Origin of the sequence: Flavobacterium sp. N502536 (assembly GCF_025947345.1) — a bacterium.
Taxonomy (GTDB): domain Bacteria; phylum Bacteroidota; class Bacteroidia; order Flavobacteriales; family Flavobacteriaceae; genus Flavobacterium.
The window spans coordinates 3,939,045-3,961,400 of the sequence record NZ_CP110011.1; the positions used below are offsets into that span (position 1 = coordinate 3,939,045).

At 39.0% G+C, this 22,356-nt stretch carries 17 protein-coding genes; 5 read left to right on the plus strand and 12 right to left on the minus strand.

What is annotated here, in order from left to right:
• Positions 1 to 23 precede the first annotated feature (23 nt).
• The 4 genes from OLM61_RS16635 to OLM61_RS16650 all read left to right on the plus strand — a co-directional run bounded on the left by OLM61_RS16635 (position 24) and on the right by OLM61_RS16650 (position 8,007).
• A complete protein-coding gene (locus OLM61_RS16635) occupies positions 24 to 3,167 on the plus strand; it encodes an efflux RND transporter permease subunit (RefSeq protein ID WP_264523727.1) in 3,144 nt (1,047 codons plus the stop codon).
• 18 nt (positions 3,168 to 3,185) lie between these two features.
• The gene (locus tag OLM61_RS16640) at positions 3,186 to 4,442 is read left to right on the plus strand and encodes a TolC family protein (protein WP_264523728.1); all 1,257 of its coding nucleotides are present in this window, start codon (positions 3,186 to 3,188) and stop codon (positions 4,440 to 4,442) included.
• 1 nt (position 4,443) lies between these two features.
• Positions 4,444 to 5,676 (plus strand): efflux RND transporter periplasmic adaptor subunit, encoded by a 1,233-nt coding sequence (locus OLM61_RS16645; protein WP_264523729.1) that lies wholly within the window; start codon positions 4,444 to 4,446, stop codon positions 5,674 to 5,676.
• A gap of 342 nt (positions 5,677 to 6,018) precedes the next feature.
• A complete protein-coding gene (locus OLM61_RS16650) occupies positions 6,019 to 8,007 on the plus strand; it encodes a heavy metal translocating P-type ATPase (protein WP_264523730.1) in 1,989 nt (662 codons plus the stop codon).
• A 103-nt stretch (positions 8,008 to 8,110) separates the two neighbouring features.
• On the opposite strand, the gene OLM61_RS16655 is transcribed toward OLM61_RS16650, so the two are convergent.
• The 10 genes from OLM61_RS16655 to OLM61_RS16700 form a co-directional block, all read right to left on the minus strand.
• Positions 8,111 to 8,509 (minus strand): tautomerase family protein, encoded by a 399-nt coding sequence (locus OLM61_RS16655; RefSeq protein WP_264523731.1) that lies wholly within the window; start codon positions 8,507 to 8,509, stop codon positions 8,111 to 8,113.
• Between the two features lie 59 nt (positions 8,510 to 8,568).
• Positions 8,569 to 9,222, minus strand: coding sequence for a VOC family protein (locus tag OLM61_RS16660; RefSeq protein WP_264523732.1), 654 nt, complete (start codon positions 9,220 to 9,222; stop codon positions 8,569 to 8,571).
• A 345-nt stretch (positions 9,223 to 9,567) separates the two neighbouring features.
• Complete coding sequence (locus tag OLM61_RS16665) at positions 9,568 to 9,993, minus strand: arsenate reductase ArsC (protein ID WP_264523733.1); 426 nt, start codon at positions 9,991 to 9,993, stop codon at positions 9,568 to 9,570.
• A gap of 133 nt (positions 9,994 to 10,126) precedes the next feature.
• Positions 10,127 to 10,591, minus strand: coding sequence for a DUF6428 family protein (locus OLM61_RS16670; protein WP_264523734.1), 465 nt, complete (start codon positions 10,589 to 10,591; stop codon positions 10,127 to 10,129).
• 58 nt (positions 10,592 to 10,649) lie between these two features.
• Positions 10,650 to 10,976, minus strand: coding sequence for an ArsR/SmtB family transcription factor (locus OLM61_RS16675; RefSeq protein WP_264523735.1), 327 nt, complete (start codon positions 10,974 to 10,976; stop codon positions 10,650 to 10,652).
• Between the two features lie 461 nt (positions 10,977 to 11,437).
• Positions 11,438 to 12,793 carry a DUF3526 domain-containing protein gene (locus OLM61_RS16680; RefSeq protein ID WP_264523736.1) on the minus strand — a complete coding sequence of 452 codons (1,356 nt, stop codon included), beginning with the start codon at positions 12,791 to 12,793 and terminating at the stop codon, positions 11,438 to 11,440.
• Between the two features lies 1 nt (position 12,794).
• Positions 12,795 to 14,243, minus strand: a complete 1,449-nt coding sequence (locus OLM61_RS16685) for an ABC transporter permease (RefSeq protein ID WP_264523737.1) — start codon at positions 14,241 to 14,243, stop codon at positions 12,795 to 12,797.
• 8 nt (positions 14,244 to 14,251) lie between these two features.
• Entirely contained in the window at positions 14,252 to 16,552 is a 2,301-nt protein-coding gene (locus OLM61_RS16690; RefSeq protein ID WP_264523738.1) for a TonB-dependent siderophore receptor, read from the minus strand.
• Between the two features lie 39 nt (positions 16,553 to 16,591).
• Positions 16,592 to 17,287, minus strand: a complete 696-nt coding sequence (locus tag OLM61_RS16695; RefSeq protein WP_264523739.1) for an ABC transporter ATP-binding protein — start codon at positions 17,285 to 17,287, stop codon at positions 16,592 to 16,594.
• A gap of 299 nt (positions 17,288 to 17,586) precedes the next feature.
• Complete coding sequence (locus tag OLM61_RS16700) at positions 17,587 to 17,937, minus strand: hypothetical protein (RefSeq protein ID WP_264523740.1); 351 nt, start codon at positions 17,935 to 17,937, stop codon at positions 17,587 to 17,589.
• A 429-nt stretch (positions 17,938 to 18,366) separates the two neighbouring features.
• On the opposite strand from OLM61_RS16700, the gene OLM61_RS16705 reads away from it, so the two are divergent.
• Entirely contained in the window at positions 18,367 to 19,116 is a 750-nt protein-coding gene (locus OLM61_RS16705) for a 4-hydroxy-tetrahydrodipicolinate reductase (RefSeq protein WP_264523741.1), read from the plus strand.
• A 216-nt stretch (positions 19,117 to 19,332) separates the two neighbouring features.
• On the opposite strand, the gene OLM61_RS16710 is transcribed toward OLM61_RS16705, so the two are convergent.
• A complete protein-coding gene (locus OLM61_RS16710) occupies positions 19,333 to 20,079 on the minus strand; it encodes a succinate dehydrogenase/fumarate reductase iron-sulfur subunit (protein ID WP_264523742.1) in 747 nt (248 codons plus the stop codon).
• A 17-nt stretch (positions 20,080 to 20,096) separates the two neighbouring features.
• Complete coding sequence (locus tag OLM61_RS16715; protein WP_264523743.1) at positions 20,097 to 22,007, minus strand: fumarate reductase/succinate dehydrogenase flavoprotein subunit; 1,911 nt, start codon at positions 22,005 to 22,007, stop codon at positions 20,097 to 20,099.
• Positions 22,008 to 22,356 lie beyond the last annotated feature (349 nt).

The window sequence follows — 22,356 nt, forward strand, 5'->3', positions numbered from 1 at the left end:
TCTCACGTCATTATACCATTAAAATGTTAGATAAAATCATACAGTTTAGTATAAAGAACAAATTCGTTATACTACTATTTACCCTTGTATTAATAGCCTGGGGAAGCTATTCACTCAAACAATTGCCTCTCGATGCCCTGCCGGATGTGACCAATAACCAGGTGCAAATTATTACTACAGCACCTACTTTGGCAAGTCAGGAAGTCGAACAATTAATTACATATCCTTTGGAGCAGGCCGTAAAGACCGTTCCGGATATCATAGAACTCCGCAGTATTTCGCGTTTCGGATTATCGGTGGTTACCGTAGTTTTTGAGGACGATGTTGATATCTACTGGGCCAGAGAACAAATATTTCAACGACTCAAACAAGCCGAGGAAAATATTCCTGCCTATGCGGGTTCGCCCGAGCTGGCGCCGATCAGCACCGGTTTAGGAGAAATTTACCAATATGACGTTTATGCCAAAAAAGGCTATGAAGATAAATACGACGCTATAAAGCTGCGTACCATTCAGGATTGGATCATCATTCCGCAATTGCAGGGTATCAAAGGCGTAGCCGATGTAAGTACCTGGGGTGGAAAACTGAAACAATATGAAATTGCTGTAAATCCAAATACGCTAAATAGCCTTGGCGTTACGATTACAGAAATTTTTGATGCACTCGAAAAAAACAATCAAAATACGGGTGGGGCTTATATTGAAAAAGACCAGTTTGCGTACTTCATTCGTGGTGTTGGTATGGCAAAGGGAACGAAAGACTTAGGAAACGTAGTGGTTAAAAACCGAAATGGTTCGCCCGTTTTGGTTCGTGATGTGGCCGAAGTTCGGGAAGGTGTTGCCTTGCGTTACGGAGCTTCAACCAAAGACGGAAAAGGGGAGATTGTTTCCGGAATGGTTTTGATGCTAAAAGGAGAAAATTCCAGTGCAGTGGTCAACAGAATACACGAGAGAATGATTCAGATCAATAAAAGTCTGCCGGAAGGTGTAGTTGCCGAAGCTTTTATCGACAGAGGAAAATTAGTCGATAACGCTATTGGAACCGTTACAAAAAACTTACTGGAAGGGGCCTTGATCGTTATTTTTGTACTGATCTTGTTTTTGGGGAATCTCCGTGCGGGCTTAATTGTAGCTTCTGTGATCCCACTGGCCATGCTTTTTGCCATTATTTTAATGAATGCCTTTGGCGTAAGCGGGAATTTAATGAGCCTTGGTGCGATCGATTTTGGAATCATCGTGGACGGAGCTGTAATTATTGTTGAAGCCACGATGCATCACCTGCAGAAACTCAAACGCAAAAAGGAACTATCGCAAAACGAAATGGATGCTGAAGTTTACAATTCGGCTTCCAAAATCAGGAACAGTGCGGCTTTTGGAGAAATTATCATCCTGATCGTATACCTGCCTATTTTGGCTTTAGTAGGAACAGAGGGTAAGATGTTCAAACCTATGGCAATGACAGTAGGGTTTGCCGTTGCCGGAGCCTTTATACTTTCTTTGACGTATGTGCCGATGATGAGTGCTTTATTTTTATCTAAAAGTACAGAGCACAAAGAAAATTTCAGCGACAGAATGATGGCGTGGCTGGAATCGATTTACACACCATTTTTAAAGAAAGCATTACAGTTTAAAAAGATAGTTTTAGGAGTATCACTGGGTTTATTTGCATTAGGATTGGTCATTTTTAATTCAATGGGAGGAGAGTTTATCCCTACCATCGAAGAAGGTGATTTGGCTATAAATGCGACCATCATGACCGGAAGTTCGCTTACGCAGATGGTGGAAACAACCACTAAATACGAGCAGATCTTAAAAGCCAAGTTCCCGGAGATCAAAACCATCGTAACCAAAATTGGAAGCGGGGAAATTCCAACCGATCCGATGCCTATCGAAAGTGGTGATTTGATTATTGTTTTGAAGGATAAGAAAGAATGGAAAGGAAAGTATGATAACTGGGAAGATTTAGCGAATGCCATGAAGGCAGAAATGGAAGTTATCCCGGGAGCCAACATCGAGATCTCTCAGCCTATTCAGATGCGATTTAACGAACTAATGACAGGAAGCCGTAGTGATATCGCCATTAAAATTTTTGGAGACGATTTGGAGATCCTGGATGCTAAAGCAACAGAGTTAATCTCAAAAATTAAGAGTATTGAAGGAATTGGCGACTTAAAAGCCGATAAAGTAACGGGTTTACCGCAAATTACGGTGAAATACGACTACAATAAAATCGCTTTATACGGATTGAATATTTCAGACATCAATCAGATTATACGTTCGTCTTTTGCCGGTGAAAGTGCCGGAAAGATTTACGACGAAAGCAAAAGGTTTGATGTAGTTGTGCGAATGAACGAAGACAATCGCGCAGATATTACAGACGTGAGCAATTTGTTTATACCACTTCCTAACGGACAGCAGGTACCGCTTTCGCAAGTTGCCACAGTGGAGTACGAACAAGGCCCGGTGCAGGTAATTCGTGAAAACGGAAAACGTAGAATTACCGTTGGATTAAACGTTCGCGGTCGAGACATAAAAAGTGTGGTGGAGGAAATTCAGCAAAAATTGGATAAGAATTATAAACTTCCGGCAGGATACTACGTAACCTATGGCGGTCAGTTTGAAAATTTAATTGAAGCCACTAAACGACTTTCAGTAGCGCTTCCAATCGCATTGGGATTAATACTGGTGCTGCTTTATTTTACTTTTAAAAGTTTCAAACAGGCCGGATTGATTTTTACAGCCATTCCGTTATCGGCAATTGGTGGAGTCTTTGCACTGTGGATGCGCGGAATGCCATTTAGTATTTCAGCAGGTATTGGTTTTATTGCTTTGTTTGGAATTGCAGTTTTAAACGGAATTGTATTGATTTCGTATTTCAATCAGCTCAAAACAGAAGGAGTTCTTGATCCGTTGCAAAGAGTTTTAATTGGTACCAAAACCCGATTACGTCCGGTTTTAATGACCGCAGCTGTTGCTTCACTAGGATTTTTACCAATGGCATTGTCAACAAGTGGTGGAGCAGAGGTACAAAAGCCTTTGGCAACCGTTGTAATTGGAGGATTAGTTTCAGCAACATTACTGACGTTAATCGTTTTACCAATTCTGTATTTGTTGTTGGAGAAGAAATTTGACCGCAAAGAGCAGGAAGATTTACAGGGAGAACAGTAAGAATTAAAAAAGAAAAAAATGAATACCACATATAATAACAAAACCCCCTTTGTGCAGCTTGCGAAAGAAGCATTGCGTGCTTTGAAGGCAAACAAGCTGGTGCTTGCACTCTTGTTCGCAACCACATTCGCAACGGCGCAGGAAAAAATAAGTCTCGTGAAAGCAATCGAACTGGCAAAATCAAACAATATTGATTTAAAGATTGCCGATAAGGAAATTGAGAAACAAACGATTTTAAAAAAGACGGCATTTCAGCCAGATCCGCTTCAGGTGCAATACCAGGGCGGACAGTTCAATAGTGCCGATTACGATCATAATGTTTCGATTCAGCAGTTTTTTCCGTTGGGAAATATCACAAAAGCCAATCGACAGCTACAGGAAGAACTGGCGAAGCTGGCAGAAAAACGAAAAGCCTTATCTTCTTATGAAGTAGAAAAGGCAGTAACACTGGCCTATTATCAATATCTGTATGGTGTTTCGATTCAGAAACTGAACTCGGAACTTAATGAGATTTATACCAAGTTTTTGAAGAATGCAGAACTGCGTTTTAAAACCGGAGAAAGCGGAAACATTGAAGTCATTAGCGCCAAAGCCAAAGTGAAAGAGATCGAAACTCAAAAGGCACAATTGGAATATGATTTGGCGATTTACCAAAAGCAGCTGCAATTTTTTATTCAGACGGATGAGAGTATCATTCCCGACGATCAAACCACATTGCAATATGTTATGGTGAAAGAAGAAGGAAACTCTAAAGCAGAGGCTTTAATGACGGACTTTTACCAGCAGCAAATTTCGGTGTACCAGAAAGAGGCCAATACGCACAAAGCGATGCGAACGCCAAAAGTAGGATTCGGGTATTTTGCACAAACCATCAATACCGAATCCTTGTTTCAGGGCTTTACGGCGGGCTTGCAAATTCCGTTGTTTGGAGGGGTGAATACTGCAAAAGCAAAAGCTTCGGCAGTTAGCATTTCTCAGTCGCAACTGGCTTTGGATAAGAACAGGCTAACGTTGAATCTGCAAAAAGCGGAGTTACAAAACAACTTTGAGAAACAACAGAAAGCAATGGACTATTATCAGAAAGAAGGATTGCAATATGCCGATCAGATCATCAGTACCGCCCAGAAAAGTTATGCCAATGGTGATATGAGTTACTGGTCGTACATCAGTTTCTTAAATCAGGCGATTGATATTAAAAAACAATACACAGAGGCTACACATAACTTTAATCAAAGTGCAATCGAATTGCAATTTCCAACCATCAAAAACAATTAAAATGAAACAGACATATAAGCATTTAACAGTAAAATTTGCAAAGGTTTTATCGCCAAGGAAGACCGCTAGTTGGGTAGTACTCCTGGCTTCTATCGCCGTTTTTACTTCTTGTGGACAAAAGAAAGCTGAAGAAACAAAAGAAGAAGAAAAATCGCAAACTGAAGTTGCTTTAAACGAATCTCAGTATAAAACAGTGGGAATCGAAACAGGTTTAGTAGAAGACAGAAACCTCAACAAAGTGATAAAAGCCAACGGTTATACGACAGTTCCGCCTCAAAATTCAGCAGAAGTTTCGACTTTAATAGGAGGAACGGTTAAGGATATTTTTGTATTGGAAGGAACCTATGTCAACAAAGGCAAAGTACTGGCGACCATTCAAAATCTGGAAGTAATTGAAATGCAGGAAGAATTCCATTCGGCTACAGCCAATATTGAATACCTGCAATTGGAATACAACCGCCAGAAAACCCTGAGTGATGAAAATGTAAATCCAAGGAAAACATTTCAGGAAGTAAAATCCAAATTGGCCGCAGAAAGAGCCCGTGCACAGGCTGCCAGAAACAAACTGGAAGCGTTGCATGTAAGCACCAAGGGTAGTACTTCACTGGTTCCGGTGGTAGCGCCAATAAACGGTTATGTAGGGAAAATAAGTATTGCAAAAGGAGCTTATGCCCAAACGGGTGTAGTTTTGTTTGAAGTGGTCGATAACAGTCAGATGCACCTGGATTTGAATGTGTATGAAAAAGACCTGGGCTCTATTTCGATTGGTCAGGTCATTGATTTTGTTTTAACCAATCAGTCGAACAAATCAATTAAAGGGAAGATTTTCGGAATCAATAAGTCTTTTTCTAACGAAAGTAAAACCGTTGCAGTACACGCTAAAATCGAATCGGCCGATGCCAAAGGGCTGATTCCGGGGATGTACGTTTCGGCAAACATCAACATCACAAACACCACTGTTCCTGCATTACCAAAGGATGCTGTGGTTCGAAATGCCGATAAATACTTTGTATATGTGGAAGAAGAAGCACATGAAGAAAAGAAAACATTAGCAGAAGGAAATCATGAAAAAGAGATTCATTTTAGAGCAGTTGAGGTCATTCCGGGTACTACAGATCTGGGCTTTACAGAAGTGAAATTTGTAGAGAAAGTGGCTCCGAATGCAAAAATTGTAACCAAAGGAGCTTTTTATTTGCTTTCGGCGATGAAAGGTGGAGGAGAGCATGATCACTAGGTTTTTGTAAAGGTTCATAGGCTCAGAGGGGCAAAGGGACAGAGGTTTTTGTAGGGACGCATAGTCTTGTGCTTTGACCCAATGTCATTAAGCTAAGAGGTTTTGGATTTTAGATTGAAGATTTCAGATGTTGAAACCGTATAAAGTCGACAGTTACGCTTTTGGGTAACAGCAAATCAGAAATCAAAAAGCGTTAATCAAAAATCTTAAATCTCTTTTCTCGGCCTTTGTGAGATTAATTTGTGGTACCTAAAAACTATTAAGACAAAATCCGTAAATTTAGAACATTATTGAAACAAAGTTTAAACTTGAAACTTTGAAACCTAAAACTTTAAATTTCTCATGGAACATCTACATAAAGAAGAAAAGATTAAAAAGAAAAAAACAAACCAACCGTCCTGCAGCTGTGCACATGACGAACCGGTTCATTCTGATGATGACGGACACGATCACGGTAATAGTGGTGACAGCAGTTTGTTTAAAATGTTTTTGCCGGCCCTTATTTCCTTTGGTTTACTGCTGATTGGAATTGGATTTGATAATTATTTTGAACAAAATTGGTTCTCAGGTTATGTTAGAATTGCCTGGTACATTATCGCCTACTTGCCGGTTGGGTTTCCTGTTTTAAAAGAAGCCTTTGAAAGCATTAGAAAAGGGGATGTTTTTTCGGAGTTTTTCCTGATGAGTATTGCAACTCTGGGAGCGTTTGCCATCGGAGAATATCCTGAAGGCGTTGCTGTAATGCTGTTTTATACCATTGGAGAGAACTTTCAGGGATTGGCAGTCAGTCGTGCCAAATCAAATATTAAGAGCCTGCTCGACCAGCGTCCGGATGAGGTGAATGTGTTGGAAAACAACATTTCTACCAAAGTCAAAGCTGCTGATGTTGCCATTGGAGCGATAATTCAACTGAAAGCGGGGGAAAAACTGGGTCTGGATGGCGAATTGCTTTCAGATTCGGCTTCCTTTAACACCGCAGCGCTTACGGGCGAAAGCAAACCCGATACAAAAGTAAAAGGAGAAGCTGTTTTGGCCGGAATGATTAACGGAAGCACTATTGCACTGGTAAAAGTTACAGCAGCGTACAACGACAGTAAATTGTCTAAGATTTTAGAAATGGTACAAAATGCCGTTACTAAAAAAGCTCCGGCTGAGTTGTTTATTCGCAAATTTGCCAAAATATACACGCCAATTGTAGTCTATCTGGCGATTGCCATTTGTTTGCTACCCATGCTTTTTGTCTCCAACTATGTGTTTAGCGAATGGTTGTACAGAGCCTTGGTTTTTCTGGTAATTTCATGTCCTTGTGCCTTAGTGATCAGTATTCCGTTGGGGTATTTTGGCGGAATCGGAGCTGCGAGTAAAAACGGAATCCTGTTTAAAGGAAGTAACTTTTTAGACAGTATTTCAACCATTCAGAATGTGGTGATGGACAAAACGGGGACCATGACCGAGGGTGTCTTTAAAGTTCAGGAAGTGATTATTCAGGAAGGTTTTGATAAAGACGAGATTTTAAAACTCGTAAATGTACTGGAAAGTCAGAGTACGCACCCTGTTGCTACTGCGATCCACAATCATGTGGGGCAAATTGACGCTTCAATAGTATTGAAAAATGTGGAAGAGATTTCCGGACACGGTTTAAAAGCAGAGATAAACGGAAAGGAACTGCACGTAGGGAATTTCAAATTGATGGATAAATTCAGCATCAACTACAATGTCGATCCCAATGCGGTTGTTTACACGACGATTGCCATTGCTTACGATAAAAAGTTTGCCGGTTATTTAACGATTGCCGATGAAATCAAAGCAGATGCACAAGAGGCTGTAACGAAGCTAAAAGACTTAGGCGTTAAAGTAACCATGCTGAGTGGTGACAAAACCAATGTAGTGCAGTTTGTTGCGAATACGCTGGGAATTACAAATGCTTTTGGCGATTTGCTACCCGAAGACAAAGTGAATAAACTAAATGAAATTAAAGCTAAAAATGAAACTGTGGCTTTTGTGGGCGATGGTGTAAATGATGCTCCGGTAATTGCTTTAAGCACCGTTGGGATTGCGATGGGAGGTTTAGGAAGTGATGCCACGATCGAAACCGCCGATGTTGTCATTCAGGACGATAAACCGAGTAAGATTCCTATGGCGATAAACATTGGGAAACAAACCAAGAAAATTGTCTGGCAGAATATTACTTTGGCCTTTGTTGTAAAAGCTTTTGTGCTCATTTTAGGCGCTGGCGGACTGGCAACGATGTGGGAAGCCGTTTTTGCGGATGTTGGCGTAGCTTTGCTGGCCATATTGAATGCCGTGAGGATTCAGAAGATGAAATTTTAAGATAAAGAAACCGTTTCAGTACCAAGCTGAAACGGTTTTGTTTTTTTATGCTTTATTCACATCCGGAATGACCAGAGTGGCATAAAGACTGTGTTATAAAAGCTTATTTTTTTAAATGTGTTGGCTCCTGAATTTCTCCGTTACCAAAGGACCAGTTTTCCAGACCGTTATTTTCTACTAAAACAATAATCACATTATTAATTAGAATCTCTGTTGTTGCAGCAATTCTCGTAGCAATTTGGTGGTACAATTTCCTTTTTTGTTCTACTGTCCGACCTTGTCCTGCGGTGATCTGAACATATACAATTTCTTCAGAATGTGAAACACCAAGATAACTTTCGGGATATTTTATCTGATGCTGTTCTAATTCTTCAATTACATGAAAATAATCAGCAGTTGGAATATGAAATTCTGCTATTAAAGATTGGTGAATCGCTTCTGAAATATTGTTTTTGGTTGCTAATGAAAGCTTCTTAGGCAAACTGATTCGTACAAATGGCATTTTTTAGATTTTGAGTTTTGTATAAAAATAAAAAAAATAGAGGAGGAGCCGGCAAATCTTTAGGAAAACTTCAAGTCAACCAGAGCTTCATTATTTTCTATGCTAACTTCGGTTGGATTGCTTTCAGAAGGTGTTTGAGTGGGATACCAGTTTCGGCCCGGGCGTACGATAATGAGCAGTCCTTCATCGTTTCCAACGGCAGCAAAATGCTCGCTATTGTCATTTTTACTGAAGAGTTCCAAATTGTGTTCGGTTGCTAACTGGTTTACTAAATCTAAAGGATGTTCGTTGACGATTCCAATTTCACTGATGTTTAGTATCGATTTAGAACTAAAGGATTCCGTTTGGGCATTGTCGAGATCGTATCGGGCAATGAATTCCAGTATATTGCCATTGTTGTCATAAAAATAAACAGCGTTGGCATTCCAGCTCTCAAAATTGGCAATTACATTCGCGTTTTCGATAACAATTAAATCCAGTTGGTTTGTGGCCCATTGAATGGCCTCTTGCAGTTTGTTTTTGGGAATATTAAAAGCAAAATGATAGATAGAATCAAATTGCGGATTTTCGATAAACTTTAAGACCGATTCACCTGCCTGAATGCTAATCGAGTTAGAATCTTTTTTCAGGATGGGGAGATGGAGAATATTTTGGTAGAATGCTGCTGTTTGGTGAATATCGTTTGTTTGAATTTGAAGGTGTTGTAATTTCATGATGATAGTCTTTTATAAAGAGGCAGGAGCTTCTTTTCGTTTCAAACAAATTTAAAAAAGGGTAACTGTATTCTCATCGTCGCATCATTTTATACTTCGATGAAGGAATAACAAATTATGATGAGAAGTAGTGTAGTGGTAATTTTTTTTAAACACATAGAAACATAGATTTGGATTACTAAAAGAGGGTACAAAAGAGAAACACATTTCTTTCACATAGCGGTATGTGCTTTATTTGAAGTGAAGCGTCTTTTTCAGCATTTAGAACTATGTTCCTATGTGTTAGAATAGAGGTTAGTATGTTGGAACGCTAAAATTTAAACACATAGAGACATAGGTTTGTCTTTAATAATCGGTGTTGATCGTTTTTGCAAATGCACTGCAATACTCTTTGATCATTTGTCTCACGGTGCGAAACTCCTGCATAATTTCTTCTTCTGTTCCTGTTGCTTTGGCGGGGTCCGGAAAATTGTGATGCAATTTTAATGCGTTGGAAGGAAAGAAAGGACATTGCTCTTTGGCATTATCACAAACCGTAAGTACGATATCAAAAGCAATGTTTTGATACTCATCAATATGATTAGAGGTATGTTTTGCAATATCGATACCGTCCTCTTTCATAGTAGTGATGGCTCTGGGATTTACACCGTGAGTTTCGATACCTGCACTGTAAACATGCGCTTTGTTGCCCAGAAAATAACGCAAATAGCCTTCAGCAATCTGGCTTCGGCAGCTATTTCCTGTGCAAAGCACGAGAATATTTTTTGTCATAATTTTAAACGAGTAACCAAATGATATTGATAATGCAAAATTTAGGCTCAAAGCCATAAAACAGTTGCAGTACAATAACAGCTGTAGTGATTATAATTGGTTTTTTGTATTTAAGAAAGAAAGTGCTCATAGCTTAACAGCAACCTGAATTTGGAGAACAGGAATTTGCTTTGTCTCTGTTTAATTCGATAAAGCCGGACGGTGATGGAATCCCGCATGCATCCTGTGCCAGACAAGCGGTAACCTTATTTTTCAATACAAAATGACTGCCATTAAACTCTAAATCGTATCGGCCTATAGTTTCATTTTGATATTCCACTTCGACATTCAGGTCTTCGATATTTAGTTGCTCTTCTGAAAGCTTAATGATGTGTAATAACTTGCCGGGTTTCAAGCGATGTTCAAAATCATCTGCATTCCAAAGTTGGAAGTTTACACTTTTTTCCTGACGAATTACACCGCCGCAATCAATAAAATTCTTGGTAATCATTCCTACTTCGGTAACGTGAAAGTGCTCCGGAACAAAAGTTCCGTTTTCCAGTTGAAATGCTACATTTTCAAGAGTAGGCAAAACGTTTTTAATGTCTGATAGTTTCATCTTTTCTTGTTTTATAGTTATAATGCAATATTACGATATAGATAGCTAAAAAAAGCCTTTAACAGCATTTTTGATTTTTTGTAACCGCAATAATAGCGGAAAAATAGGTATTTAGAAGATCAAAAGTTTCTTCGTTGATACAGTAACAGATTGCATTTCCTTCAATGTTTCCCTTGATAAGTCCAGCGTTTTTTAGTTCTTTCAGGTGTTGTGAAACGGTGGGCTGTGCGAGTGGCAATTCGTTTACAATATCTCCGCAAATACATTCATTCACTTTAAGCAAATATTCAATAATAGCAATTCGCGCTGGGTGTCCCAGTGCTTTGGCTATAGTAGCGATCTGATTTTGTTTGTCGGTAAAATGTTCCGTTTTAGAAGCTCCCATGTGATTTAAAATATAATATTGCAATATTACGATATTAATTCTAAAATCAAAGCATCTTTTTAGAATTTTTAAATAGGGTAAATTAAAATATTGATTCCCAAGTTGGAACGCTAAAATTATGAAACACATAGAAACATAGATTTATATGCTTAAAAGAGCATACAAAAGAGAAATACATTTCTTTCGCATAGTTATGCGTTTTATTTAAAGTGAAACTTCTTGTTCTGCTTCATAAAACTATGTTCCTATGTGTTAAAATAGAGGTCCCGATGTTGGAACGCTAAAATTATGAAACACATAGAAACATAGATTTATATGCTTAAAAGAGCATACAAAAGAGAAATACATTTCTTTCGTCCCGATGCATCGGGACATTTTATTTGAAGTGAAACGCCTTTTTCCGTATTTAGAACTATGTTTCTATGTGTTAAAATAATACTTTTAAGTTGAGAAAATCCCCTTTAAAAGGTTTCTTTTCTGTTGTTTTTGAAATTCATCCAGCCCAAACCGACTAATAACAGATTGAAAAGCAGTAAAGGCAAAAAAGCTCTCGTATAATGAATCGGAGAAGGGTCTGTAAAAGTTTCTACTTTAAACTTCGACCAGTTTTCCTTAACCACCGGGGCATTATCAAATATTTTTGGATAAAAATACAACCTCATTTTTTCATGGAAATGGTTGGTTTCCTTCAAAAATAAAAGCTGGTTTCCTAAATCAGATTTTGCAATTTCATTCAGTTGAAGTTGTGCATGCAAAGTAGGAAGGAACTGTGCGATAAACTGACTCGCTTTGTTGCGCTGTTCTAATTTGGATTGCAGTTCCTGAGATTGCTGTACCGAATCGTCGTCACCCGCCTGTTGCATGGCGTAATACCAAAGCCAGTTAAACTCCGTATTTGGCAACGGATAACGTTTGAATTGCGGATAATGCTGGTAGAATTTATCCATTGTAATTTTCTTATCCATATCCCATTTTTCATGATAGGCATTGCGTTGTTTTACCGTTAACTCCAAAGCTTCGGGAATCGGATATTTATTTACGATATATGTATTGATTACTGCCGGCAGAACGATAATGAGAAACAGCCAGATCGTGAGTAAAATAACGGCATTGAAATTTGAATTCTTTTGAAGAGAAACAATAAAAAAGCAGGCTGCAAACCAAAACAAGAGGTATAAAACACCCAGTACGTAAAAGGTGAGGAGCGCCGCATCAAATGGAATCCCTAAGATCAAAACTGCTAAAAGAAGTAAAAAAGTCAGTAATGCGATCAGACTTAAAATTCGGATGTAAAACAGCTTCAGAATGTATAAAAAGGTATTTTCACTTTGCGTAGACACAATTTTCCAGGTTCCGCTTTCCTTTTCTTCCGAAACCAGATTGTAAGAGAATGCGATAATCAAAAGAGGAAAAAGGTAAATCAGCACAAAACTAAAATCGATGTTCCCGGATAACAGGTTGTTCGGATTATGAAGCTCTGCGTCGTATTTTTGAGCTTCCAAACCCCGAATCGTGACGCTTTGAATCGACGGATTTACATCACGCTGACCAATCGCGAGGCTGTTAACGGGTAATGTTTTATTAATCAGTGAAAATTTGATGTAATAGAGCAGCAGTCCCATTTCGTCTTTGTGAAAAGCAGCATTTCGCGCAATGTGCTCTTTTTGGTACAGTGCAGCTTCGGCAATATTATTTTGCTGTTTTTGTTGGAATTGCTGTCCAATTAAAAGACTTATGAATCCGATGAGCAACAGGAAAACCAATCCAATTTTGGTACCTTTTGAGCGTATGAAATTTTTAAAAAGTAATGCTAACATATTAGAGGGCTTTAAGGTTTTTAGCAGCCATTCGCAGGAGAGCAAAAAGCAGGATAATCCAGAGAAAAATAGAGACTACAGAGAGGATTTCAGACTTTAAAATGGCCGGGACTTCTTTTGGCTCATAATGAAATTCTTCCAGATCAGCCCAGTGTTCTTTGCTGATGGATAAAGGTTTGTCGTTTGGTCCCGGCTTTTTATTACTGATGTATTTAACCTGCAAAGCATTCATTTTTTGCGCCATGGTATAGCGATAACTCTCGGCTTGTTTCTGAAAATCGACATACGAACCATAATCGGTATTGGATAAGCCCATCGACAGGTTTCGGATCGCGATGTACGGATTCAGAAAAGAAACGGTTTTAGAGAAACTATTTTGCTGATCGTAGATTTTTAAGAGGTTTTCCAAGTGTTTGTTGTAAATGCGCGAACTGATTTTCTCTCCTTCGGTCATGATAAATCCCGAATAATTAAAAGGCAGTTTTTGTACCGAATCGACTTTGTAAACGCTCAGTAAGGAATCTTTGATGGCTTTGTAATGCAAATCGTTTGGATTATGGCTATCGCCTTGCTTGAGAATGTCCTTTTCGATCGCACTGTTGAATTCTATTTTCGAGGGTGCTTCGTAAAGGTATGCCCCAATGGCCTGAGTAGTTCGGGGTAAAATAATGGTAAGCACCAGCCAGATTCCGATTAAGGAGATTAATGCTTTCTTTGACGTTTTGCTCGAAGCAGAAATCAGCACAGCAATCACACAAAAGAAGATCAGGTAAATAAAATGAAAGAGAACAAACAACAGCATTTTGATGGCTTCATCTGTTGAAATGGTAAAATCCTGTAGCAGCAGCCATACCAATACAAGCACCAGTATGGTGGGAACAAAAAGCAGCAGGATCACATTTACAATTCCTACTATCTTTCCGGTTAAGAGCTGTTTCCAGCTGATTCCCTGACTTAAAAGCAATTTTAGAGTTCCGTTTTCTCTTTCGGCTGCGACCGCATTAAATCCTAAGAAAAAAATCAGTAAAGGCAGTAAAATTTGCAGAACCATGGCAATGCTGATTTCTCCAAAACGAAGCATACTGTTAGAGAATCCTGCTTCAGAGAAATTGGCACTATTTTGTTTGTGCGCTTCAAGAAATATAGCATTTCCGAAAAAAGGTTCCATTCCAAATTCAAAAACACTCAAAGGAGTACTTTTTCGAAAGGCAAAATTTCCGTAATGCGCCATTCGGTGCGGGTTTTTGTCCGGATTGTTGAGCCAGTCTTCGCGTGATTCATGCTGGTATTTTTCGCTGGTCTGATTTTGGTTGTTGTAATTTTCCCAACCCGAAAAAGCAGCATAAAGCAATAGGATACCAATAAAGAGTGTGATGATATAAACTGCTGTATTTTTAAAAACAGCATTTTTTAGATGTCTGGCAATTAAAATTTCGATGTGTAATGACATGATACCGTTTAAAATTTGTAAGTTACAGTAAGCGTAAAGTTTCGCGGAGCTCCGGGAAATAGTCTTAGATAATTCTGGGCACCCAGCCAGTAGGTTTTATTGAATAAATTACCTGCATTCAAGGCAATCTGCATATTGCTTTTGTTGGGTTTATAGTACAAAGCCGCATCAAAAACAGTAAAATCAGGCAGTGTAAAAGCTCTTGTAAACCAAGGCACTTTACTGCTTTGATATTGCATTCCGAAACCAACACCCAGATCTTTTAGGGCCGAATCAGAATTGAAATTGTAGCGTGTCCATAAATTGGCGCTGTTTTTTGGTGTATTTTGTTTTCGGGCCCCAATTAATAAAGGATCACGATCATTGGTGATTTCGGCATCGATATAACTGTACGAAGCGTTTATTTGCCAGTCTTCTGTAATAAAACCCGCTACATCACATTCAAAACCGCGACTTCTCTCAGCACCTCGGGTCACTAGTAAATCGGGATTTGCAGAATCGTTGGCATTCATTAGAATATTGCGTTGGTTGATTTCGTAAAGTGCCGCGTTGAAACTCACTGAATTGTTAAAAAAAGTAGCTTTTAGTCCAACTTCTTTCAGGTTGCTTTTCAACGGGTCAAACAAACTTCCTGCAGGCAGACTTCCGGTTTGAGGCATCAAAGACACTGTATTCGACTGTGGCTGGTAACCTTCAAGATAAGTCGTATAAACATTAATCTGATTGTTTACAGCATAAGTCACTCCAACACGAGGAAGCAAAGCTGATTTCTTTACAGTCAGTTCATTGTTGGATTTGTAATTGGTAATGTCTTTAAACCATTCTTGTCGCAAACCCAGTAAAACGGTAAACTTTTCCCATTGCAGCTGATCCTGAATGTAAATCGCGTTAGTAGTAGTTAATGCCGGTGGTAATGCCGTACGGACATTGAGTGTATAATCGTCAGGACTTGTTAAGGTGTAAGTAGGGTTGTTCAGATTGAAATAATTGACATTTGGTTTGGGTACAACTATCCCGTCGACTGTCATGGTTTGGTAATTGGCGGCATTGGCAGCCACAAATGAAGGGGCTACAGTTCCGTCTTTCAATACATAACCTCTGGCAGCATTTTGTCCGCCACCTTTAGTTTTGTTCCAACTGTTTAAATCGTAACCCGTCAATAGTTTATGTTTGACCTTTCCGGTATTTACATCAAAGTTCAAATAAGCACTCAGATTATCAACGTCCCAATATTGCTGACGTTGCACAAATTGCATCATGGCCAGACTGCTCACAGGTTTATTGTTCATGTCGACCGCAAAAGCATTTGTACTTCTGTGCTCCTGAAGATCTTCTGTCCAGGTTTGCTTCATATAAGAAGCATTAAAACCTATTTTAGAGTTGAATTTATGAGCGAAATTCGTCATCAAAATCATTTCTTTTGATTTGTAGTAATCACTCGGAGCGCCTAAATTTAAACTAATCGGAGTTTTGTTCAGACTGGTAACTCCCGCAACGGCACCAAAAATGGGTTGTCCGCGATCCAGAACTCCGGTCATATTGCTCAGAATCAATTCGGTATTGATCGCTGTTTTTTCATTCGGAATGTAGCTGAAGGAAGGCGAAATCAAAAAGGATTTGTTACGAACCAGATCCCGAAACGATTTGGCTTCCTGATACGCACCGTTTACGCGGTACAAAAGAGTTTTTGATTCGTTCAACGGGCCGGTAAAATCTAAAGTTCCGCGCAATGTGCTAAAACTTCCTGCACTCAGACTTATCTCTTTTCGGTCGACAGCCAAAGGTTTTTTAGTAACCAGATTGATGCTTCCACCCGGATCGACAGAAGAGAATGTAGCACTCGAAGGCCCTTTAATCACTTCAACCCGTTCAATATTGGTCGTTAAAGGCTGTAAAAAGTAATGCTGATGCGTTCGCATACCGTTTATAATTTGACCTTCTTCGTTTTGACTGATTCCGCGAATGGTATATTGATTGTAATAACTTGCCGGAATAACGCCACTGGCCATCTTGACAGCATCAGCCAGGTAAATGGCGCCTTTATCTGCAATGAGTTCTTTGGTGATCGTTGCTATAGATTGTGGAATATCTTTGTTGAGGGCAGCCGTCTTTGTTGCTGCAAAAGAATAATCACTATTGTATTTTTTGGTCGAACGACCTATGATTTCAACCGTTTGCAATTCGGTGTGCCCGGCTTTGATTCGTACGGAATCTTTAGAAATAGTATCGGATATTTTTTTATTAACAGTTTGCGATTGTGCCAACTGAGTAAAGATTACTAAAAACAGTGAGAGAATAAAATGTTTCATTTTTTGGATTGGATTGGATTGGAAAAAAGTAATTTCCTTTTATACAGTTTGTAAATACAAATCTTCCAGTTCATTTGCCGAGATTTTATCGGCTTCGATAACTGTAACGAGATTTCCCTGTCTCATAATGCCAATATGAGAGGCAACTTCTCTTGCTCTGAAAATGTCGTGTGTCGCCATCAGTATGGCTGTTCCATCTGCAGAAAGTTCTTTTAATATTTGAGAAAACTCATTAGAAGCTTTAGGGTCTAAACCACTAGTAGGTTCGTCCAGTAAAAGAACCTTGGCTTTTTTGGCGATCGCAATGGCAATTCCAACTTTCTGACGCATTCCTTTCGAATAACCGCCCAGGTGTTGATGGTGCGCCTTAAGCTGCAATCCTGCTTTTGAAAGAAAATAAGTCAGTTCGCCAGCTGAATATTTGAATCCTGCCAGAGACGAGAAGAACTTTAAGTTCTCTAAACCGGTAAGATTTGGATACAACATCACTGTTTCCGGGATGTAAGCGACATACTTTTTGGTTTCCTGCGCATTCGAGATCACCGAGATGTCGTTGATTTTAAGTTCGCCGTCAGTTGGAGCGATAAAACCTAAAAACAAATTGATGGTGGTTGTTTTTCCGGCACCGTTTTGTCCGAGTAAAGCAAAGATTTCACCTTCTTTAATGGTTAAATTCAGTTTGTTTAAAGCAATATGATCGCCATATTTCTTTGTCAGATTTTCAGCTATAAGCATAGTTTTTATGTATTTGGATGATTTTTATTAGGAATCCTTACTGTCAATCATAGCCAAAGTCCAGCCTGCTGGTTTACAGCTGAGGCATCTTTAACGATGAAGGAAGTAAGGGGAGTGGTGTTTACTACGATTGAAACCGAAAAAATAGTTGTATTGGATAAGCGGGAATGGCCGTTCGGGTTTTATCGGGCGCCATTTTATAGAAAAAGGCAGCAGATAAAACTACAAATGCGTTTTGCCTGACTTTAAAAAAGACAAGCAAGTGGTATTGTTATTTTTTCGGGTAAAAACGCAGTAAACTAACGAATTACTGGTGGAGCTCTGAGCGCAAAAAGACTGCCTTTGAAAAATACAGCAGCAGTTTTTACATAAAAGAATGCGCAGAACGTTTCAATACTTACTTTAAATAGGGAGTAAGATTGAAAGCTGTCCGGAATAAAGGTGCTAAACGCAAAGTGGCAAATTTGGCAATTGGTATCAGCAGTATGGCTGTGCGTAATTTGCTTTTGCCCGTCAACATAAGTATGGTCGCAATGTTTGTTGGTAAGCTGTTTGTAAACATGCTCGTAAGAATGCAGCGTCTGAAACAGCATTGCAAACAATACTGTTACAGACATAAAGAAATTAATTAATACAATTTTCTTTTTCATTCTTGATGGATAAAGTCCTGTTTTTAGCGGACTTTATAGCTTTTAAACTAACGCAACGTTGTTGCAAATATAGATATCTTATTTAAAAATGCATTAAAATTGTCGGTTATTTTATTGAGGAACAAATTCTGTGATTTTTTTTAAGTCTAATCATATAAAAACACGGTTAAAGTAATCTTCTTCAAATAATCGTTCAAAAAACGCATTTGCATCTTCAAAAATACAAATTTACATAGTATTATTCCTGTTAATGTGTTTATTTATTGTTACTTATGTAGGTCATGGCTAGTGATCTTGTTATATAATCTCTATTTTTACTAGAAGAGGATAATTATCAACTTAGATAATAATTGAATTTTTGATTTGACACAAACTTCAAAAAAGTGTCAATTTTATAAACGGGCGTTCTGCTCACTAAAAAAGTAAATTATGAAAATAGGGTTAATAGGATTCGGAAAAACAGGAAAATCAGTAGCCTCTGTACTACTGGAAAACAATCAATTTTGCCTGGAATGGGTTTTAAGACAAAGTACCGTTTTAGAACACAGATCAGTTTCGGAATTTTTTGGTATTCCTTCAAAAGAACCGGGGTTAATTTACTCGCGTTCTAAAACGACAATGGAAGAATTACTGGACAAACATCCGGTTGATATAATTATTGATTTTTCTTCCAGCGAAGGTATTTATACGTATGGCGAAATTGCCGCAAAGCGAAAGGTCAAGATTATCTCGGCAATTTCTCATTACAAAGAGAAGGAATTGCAGTTATTAAAGAAACTGGCTCATAAAACAACGGTATTTTGGTCGCCAAACATTACACTTGGTGTCAATTACCTGCTTTTTGCGGCTAAATTTTTAAAGAAAATTGCTCCCTGGGTGGATATTGAGGTAAACGAAGAACATTTTAAAAAGAAAGAAGGCACTTCGGGAACCGCGGTCAAAATTGCAGAAGCATTGGATGTGGATAAAGGCAATATCAATTCGGTCAGGGCAGGAGGAATAGTCGGTAAACACGAGGTCATATTTGGATTCCCTTATCAGACGGTTCGTTTAATTCATGAATCAATTTCGAGGGAGGCATTTGGAAACGGAGTTGTTTTTGTTGCCGAAAATTTAGAAAACAAACCTAAAGGGCTGTATAATTTTGAAGACATTTTAACGCCTTATTTTGCAGTTTGATACTTTATATAACAAACCCGACAGGTTTTTGAAACCTGTCGGGTTTAAATTTATAGGTCGGGTTTGTTTTTTAATAACACATAGAAACACAGACATTGTAGGGGCAAAAAGGCTTCGAAAAAGAAATACATTTCCTTAGCATAGTTTGTAAACCTGTGAAATGGTATTTCCGAGTTTGAAATTCCATGTTTCTATGTGTTTAATTCATTCCTTGTTCTATTTTTTAAAAATTAAAGCTTTGGTATATTCGGCATTCATTTTTGCGATGGAGAGAATCGAAATACCTTGCGGACATTCGATTTCACAGGCTCTGGTATCTGAGCAGTTTCCAAAACCTTCGGCATCCATTTGGTTGACCATGGTCAGTACCCTTTTTGAAGCTTCGACTTGTCCTTGTGGTAATAAAGCCAGGTGCGTGATTTTGGCTCCTGTAAACAAAGCCGCGCTGGCATTCTTGCAAGTGGCTACGCAGGCACCGCAACCAATACAAGCTGCGGCATCAAAAGAGGCTTCGGCAGTTTCGTAGGATATCGGAATCGTATTAGCTTCAGGCGCCTGACCGGTGGAGACTCCAATAAAACCACCAGATTCAATTATGGCATCAAATGCAGAACGATCGATTTTTAAATCTCTCAGTACGGGAAAAGCTTTTGCCCGAAAAGGTTCGATATAAATGGTATCTCCATCTTTAAAACTTCTCATATGGAGCTGGCAGGTTGTGGTATTTTTTAAGGGCCCGTGCGCTCTTCCATCAATCATAACACCACATTGTCCGCAAATTCCTTCGCGGCAATCGTGATCAAATTCAATCACACGTTCTTTTTTCTGAATTAAGGATTCATTTAAAAGATCAAGCATTTCCAGAAATGACATATGTTCTGAAACTTCATCGATTTCATAATCTACCATTTTCCCTTTAGCAGAAGTATCAGACTGTCGCCATATTTTAAGATATAGTTTCATATTGCTTTAACTTTTGATTATTTATAACTTCTTACGGCAAGTTCAACCGATTCAAATACAAGAGGTTCTTTGTGCAATTCCGGCGGTTTTGCTGCTCCTTTCCATTCCCAGGCCGAAACATAACAGAAATCGGTATCATTTCGAACGGCTTCACCATCGGCAGTTTGAAATTCTTCCCGAAAGTGGGCGCCGCAGGACTCTTCTCTTTGTAAAGCATCGTAACACATTAGTTCGGCCAACTCAATGTAATCGGCAATTCGGCCGGCTTTTTCGAGTTCACTGTTTAAAGTATCGTCTCCTGTAATCAATAAGTCCTTTTCAAACGAAGCTTTTAAGGCTTTGATATCCTCAAGGGCTTCTTCGAGTTTTTCTTTGCTTCTGGAAAGACCACATTTTTCATAGAGCAATCGTCCAATTTTTTTATGAAAGTAATCGGCAGATAGTGTGCCTTTGCTGTTTAAAAAACGATCCAGCTGTACCCGTACGGTTTTTTCGGCTTCGTCAAATGCCGGATGGCTGATTGTTGCTTTTGGTGCGTTTAATTCTCCTGCCAAATAATTAGGAATGGTGTAAGGAGCTATAAAGTAGCCGTCTACACAAGCCTGAAGCAAGGAATTAGCTCCCAGTCGGTTTGCACCGTGATCGGCAAAATTGGCTTCTCCCAAAGCAAATAATCCGGGGATACTGGTCATTAATTCATAATCTACCCAAAGTCCGCCCATCGTAAAGTGTGCAGCTGGGGAGATTAGCATGGGTTCTTTGTAAGCGTTGATTCCGGTAATTTTTTCATACATGGCAAAAAGATTGCTGTATTTGGCTTCAATTTTATCTTTTCCCTGTGCTTTTATAGCATCTGAGAAGTCCAGATAGATGGCATTTTTCATGGGCCCAACACCATGTCCGGCATCAATTCGCTCTTTTGCGGCCCGGGAGGAAATATCACGGGGTGCAAGATTTCCAAAAGAAGGATAACGACGTTCCAGATAATAATCGCGTTCTTCTTCGGGAATTGTATTGGGATTTCGCTCGTCTTCCGCTTTTTTAGGAACCCAGATTCGCCCGTCGTTCCGCAAAGATTCGGACATTAAGGTGAGTTTAGACTGATTGGCTCCGTGTTGTGGAAGCGAGGTAGGATGAAACTGAATCCAGCTTACTCCCGCCATATAAGCGCCTTTTTTATGGGCTCTCCAAATGGCAGAACTATTACAGCCCATCGCCAGTGTAGAAAGATAATATACTTTTCCGTAGCCTCCGGAAGCCAGCACAACAGCATCGGCAACATGACGCTCTAAAGCTCCTGTTTCGAGATTTCGGGCAATAATACCTTTGGCTTTTCCGTCAATAACTACTAATTCCAGCATCTCATGACGGGTATGTGTTGTTACTTTTCCTAAGGAAACCTGACGCAATAATCCCTGATAAGCCCCTAGTAAAAGCTGCTGTCCGGTTTGTCCGCGAGCGTAAAAGGTTCTTGAAACCTGAACGCCACCAAAAGAGCGGTTGTTTAGGTAACCTGCATATTCTCTGGCAAAAGGAACGCCTTGTGCTACAGCATGATCAATTAAATGTGCAGAGCATTCGGCCAAACGGTAGACATTGGCTTCGCGGGATCTGAAATCACCGCCTTTGATAGTGTCATAAAACATTCTGAAGGTACTGTCGCCATCATTTTTATAGTTTTTGGCGGCATTTACACCTCCCTGTGCCGCAACAGAATGGGCACGACGGGCAGAATCCTGAAAGCAAAACGACTGTATGTTGTAACCTTGTTCGGCCAGAGAGGCAGCACAGGAAGCACCTGCAAGACCGGTTCCTACCACAATAACGTTTAATTTTTTTCTGTTGGCAGGGTTTACGAGTTTTGCTTTTGCTTTGTAGTTATTCCATTTATCGGCTAGTGGTCCTTCGGGTATTTTTGAGTCAATCATTTCTATTTTAGTTTAAAATGAATTTATACACCAAGTCTATAAAGTGACTTAAATTTTAAGAAGGCCTAATTTACTATAAAAAAATGGTTTTTTGTAAAGAAAACGCTATTATTTGAGCTGTTTATTGTAATTCAAAATAAGAATTAATAGATAAATTACAGCTATTAGATTGATCCATTAGCTGTAATTATTTTTTAACACATAGAAACATAGCTCAAAATGCGTGTAAAAGGCATTTCACTCAAAATAAACCGCATAGCGCTGTATTATTTGAACACAGCGCATAATCGCTGTGAAAGAAATGTATTTCTTTTCAACACTCTTTATTACGCCTAAAATCTATGTTTCT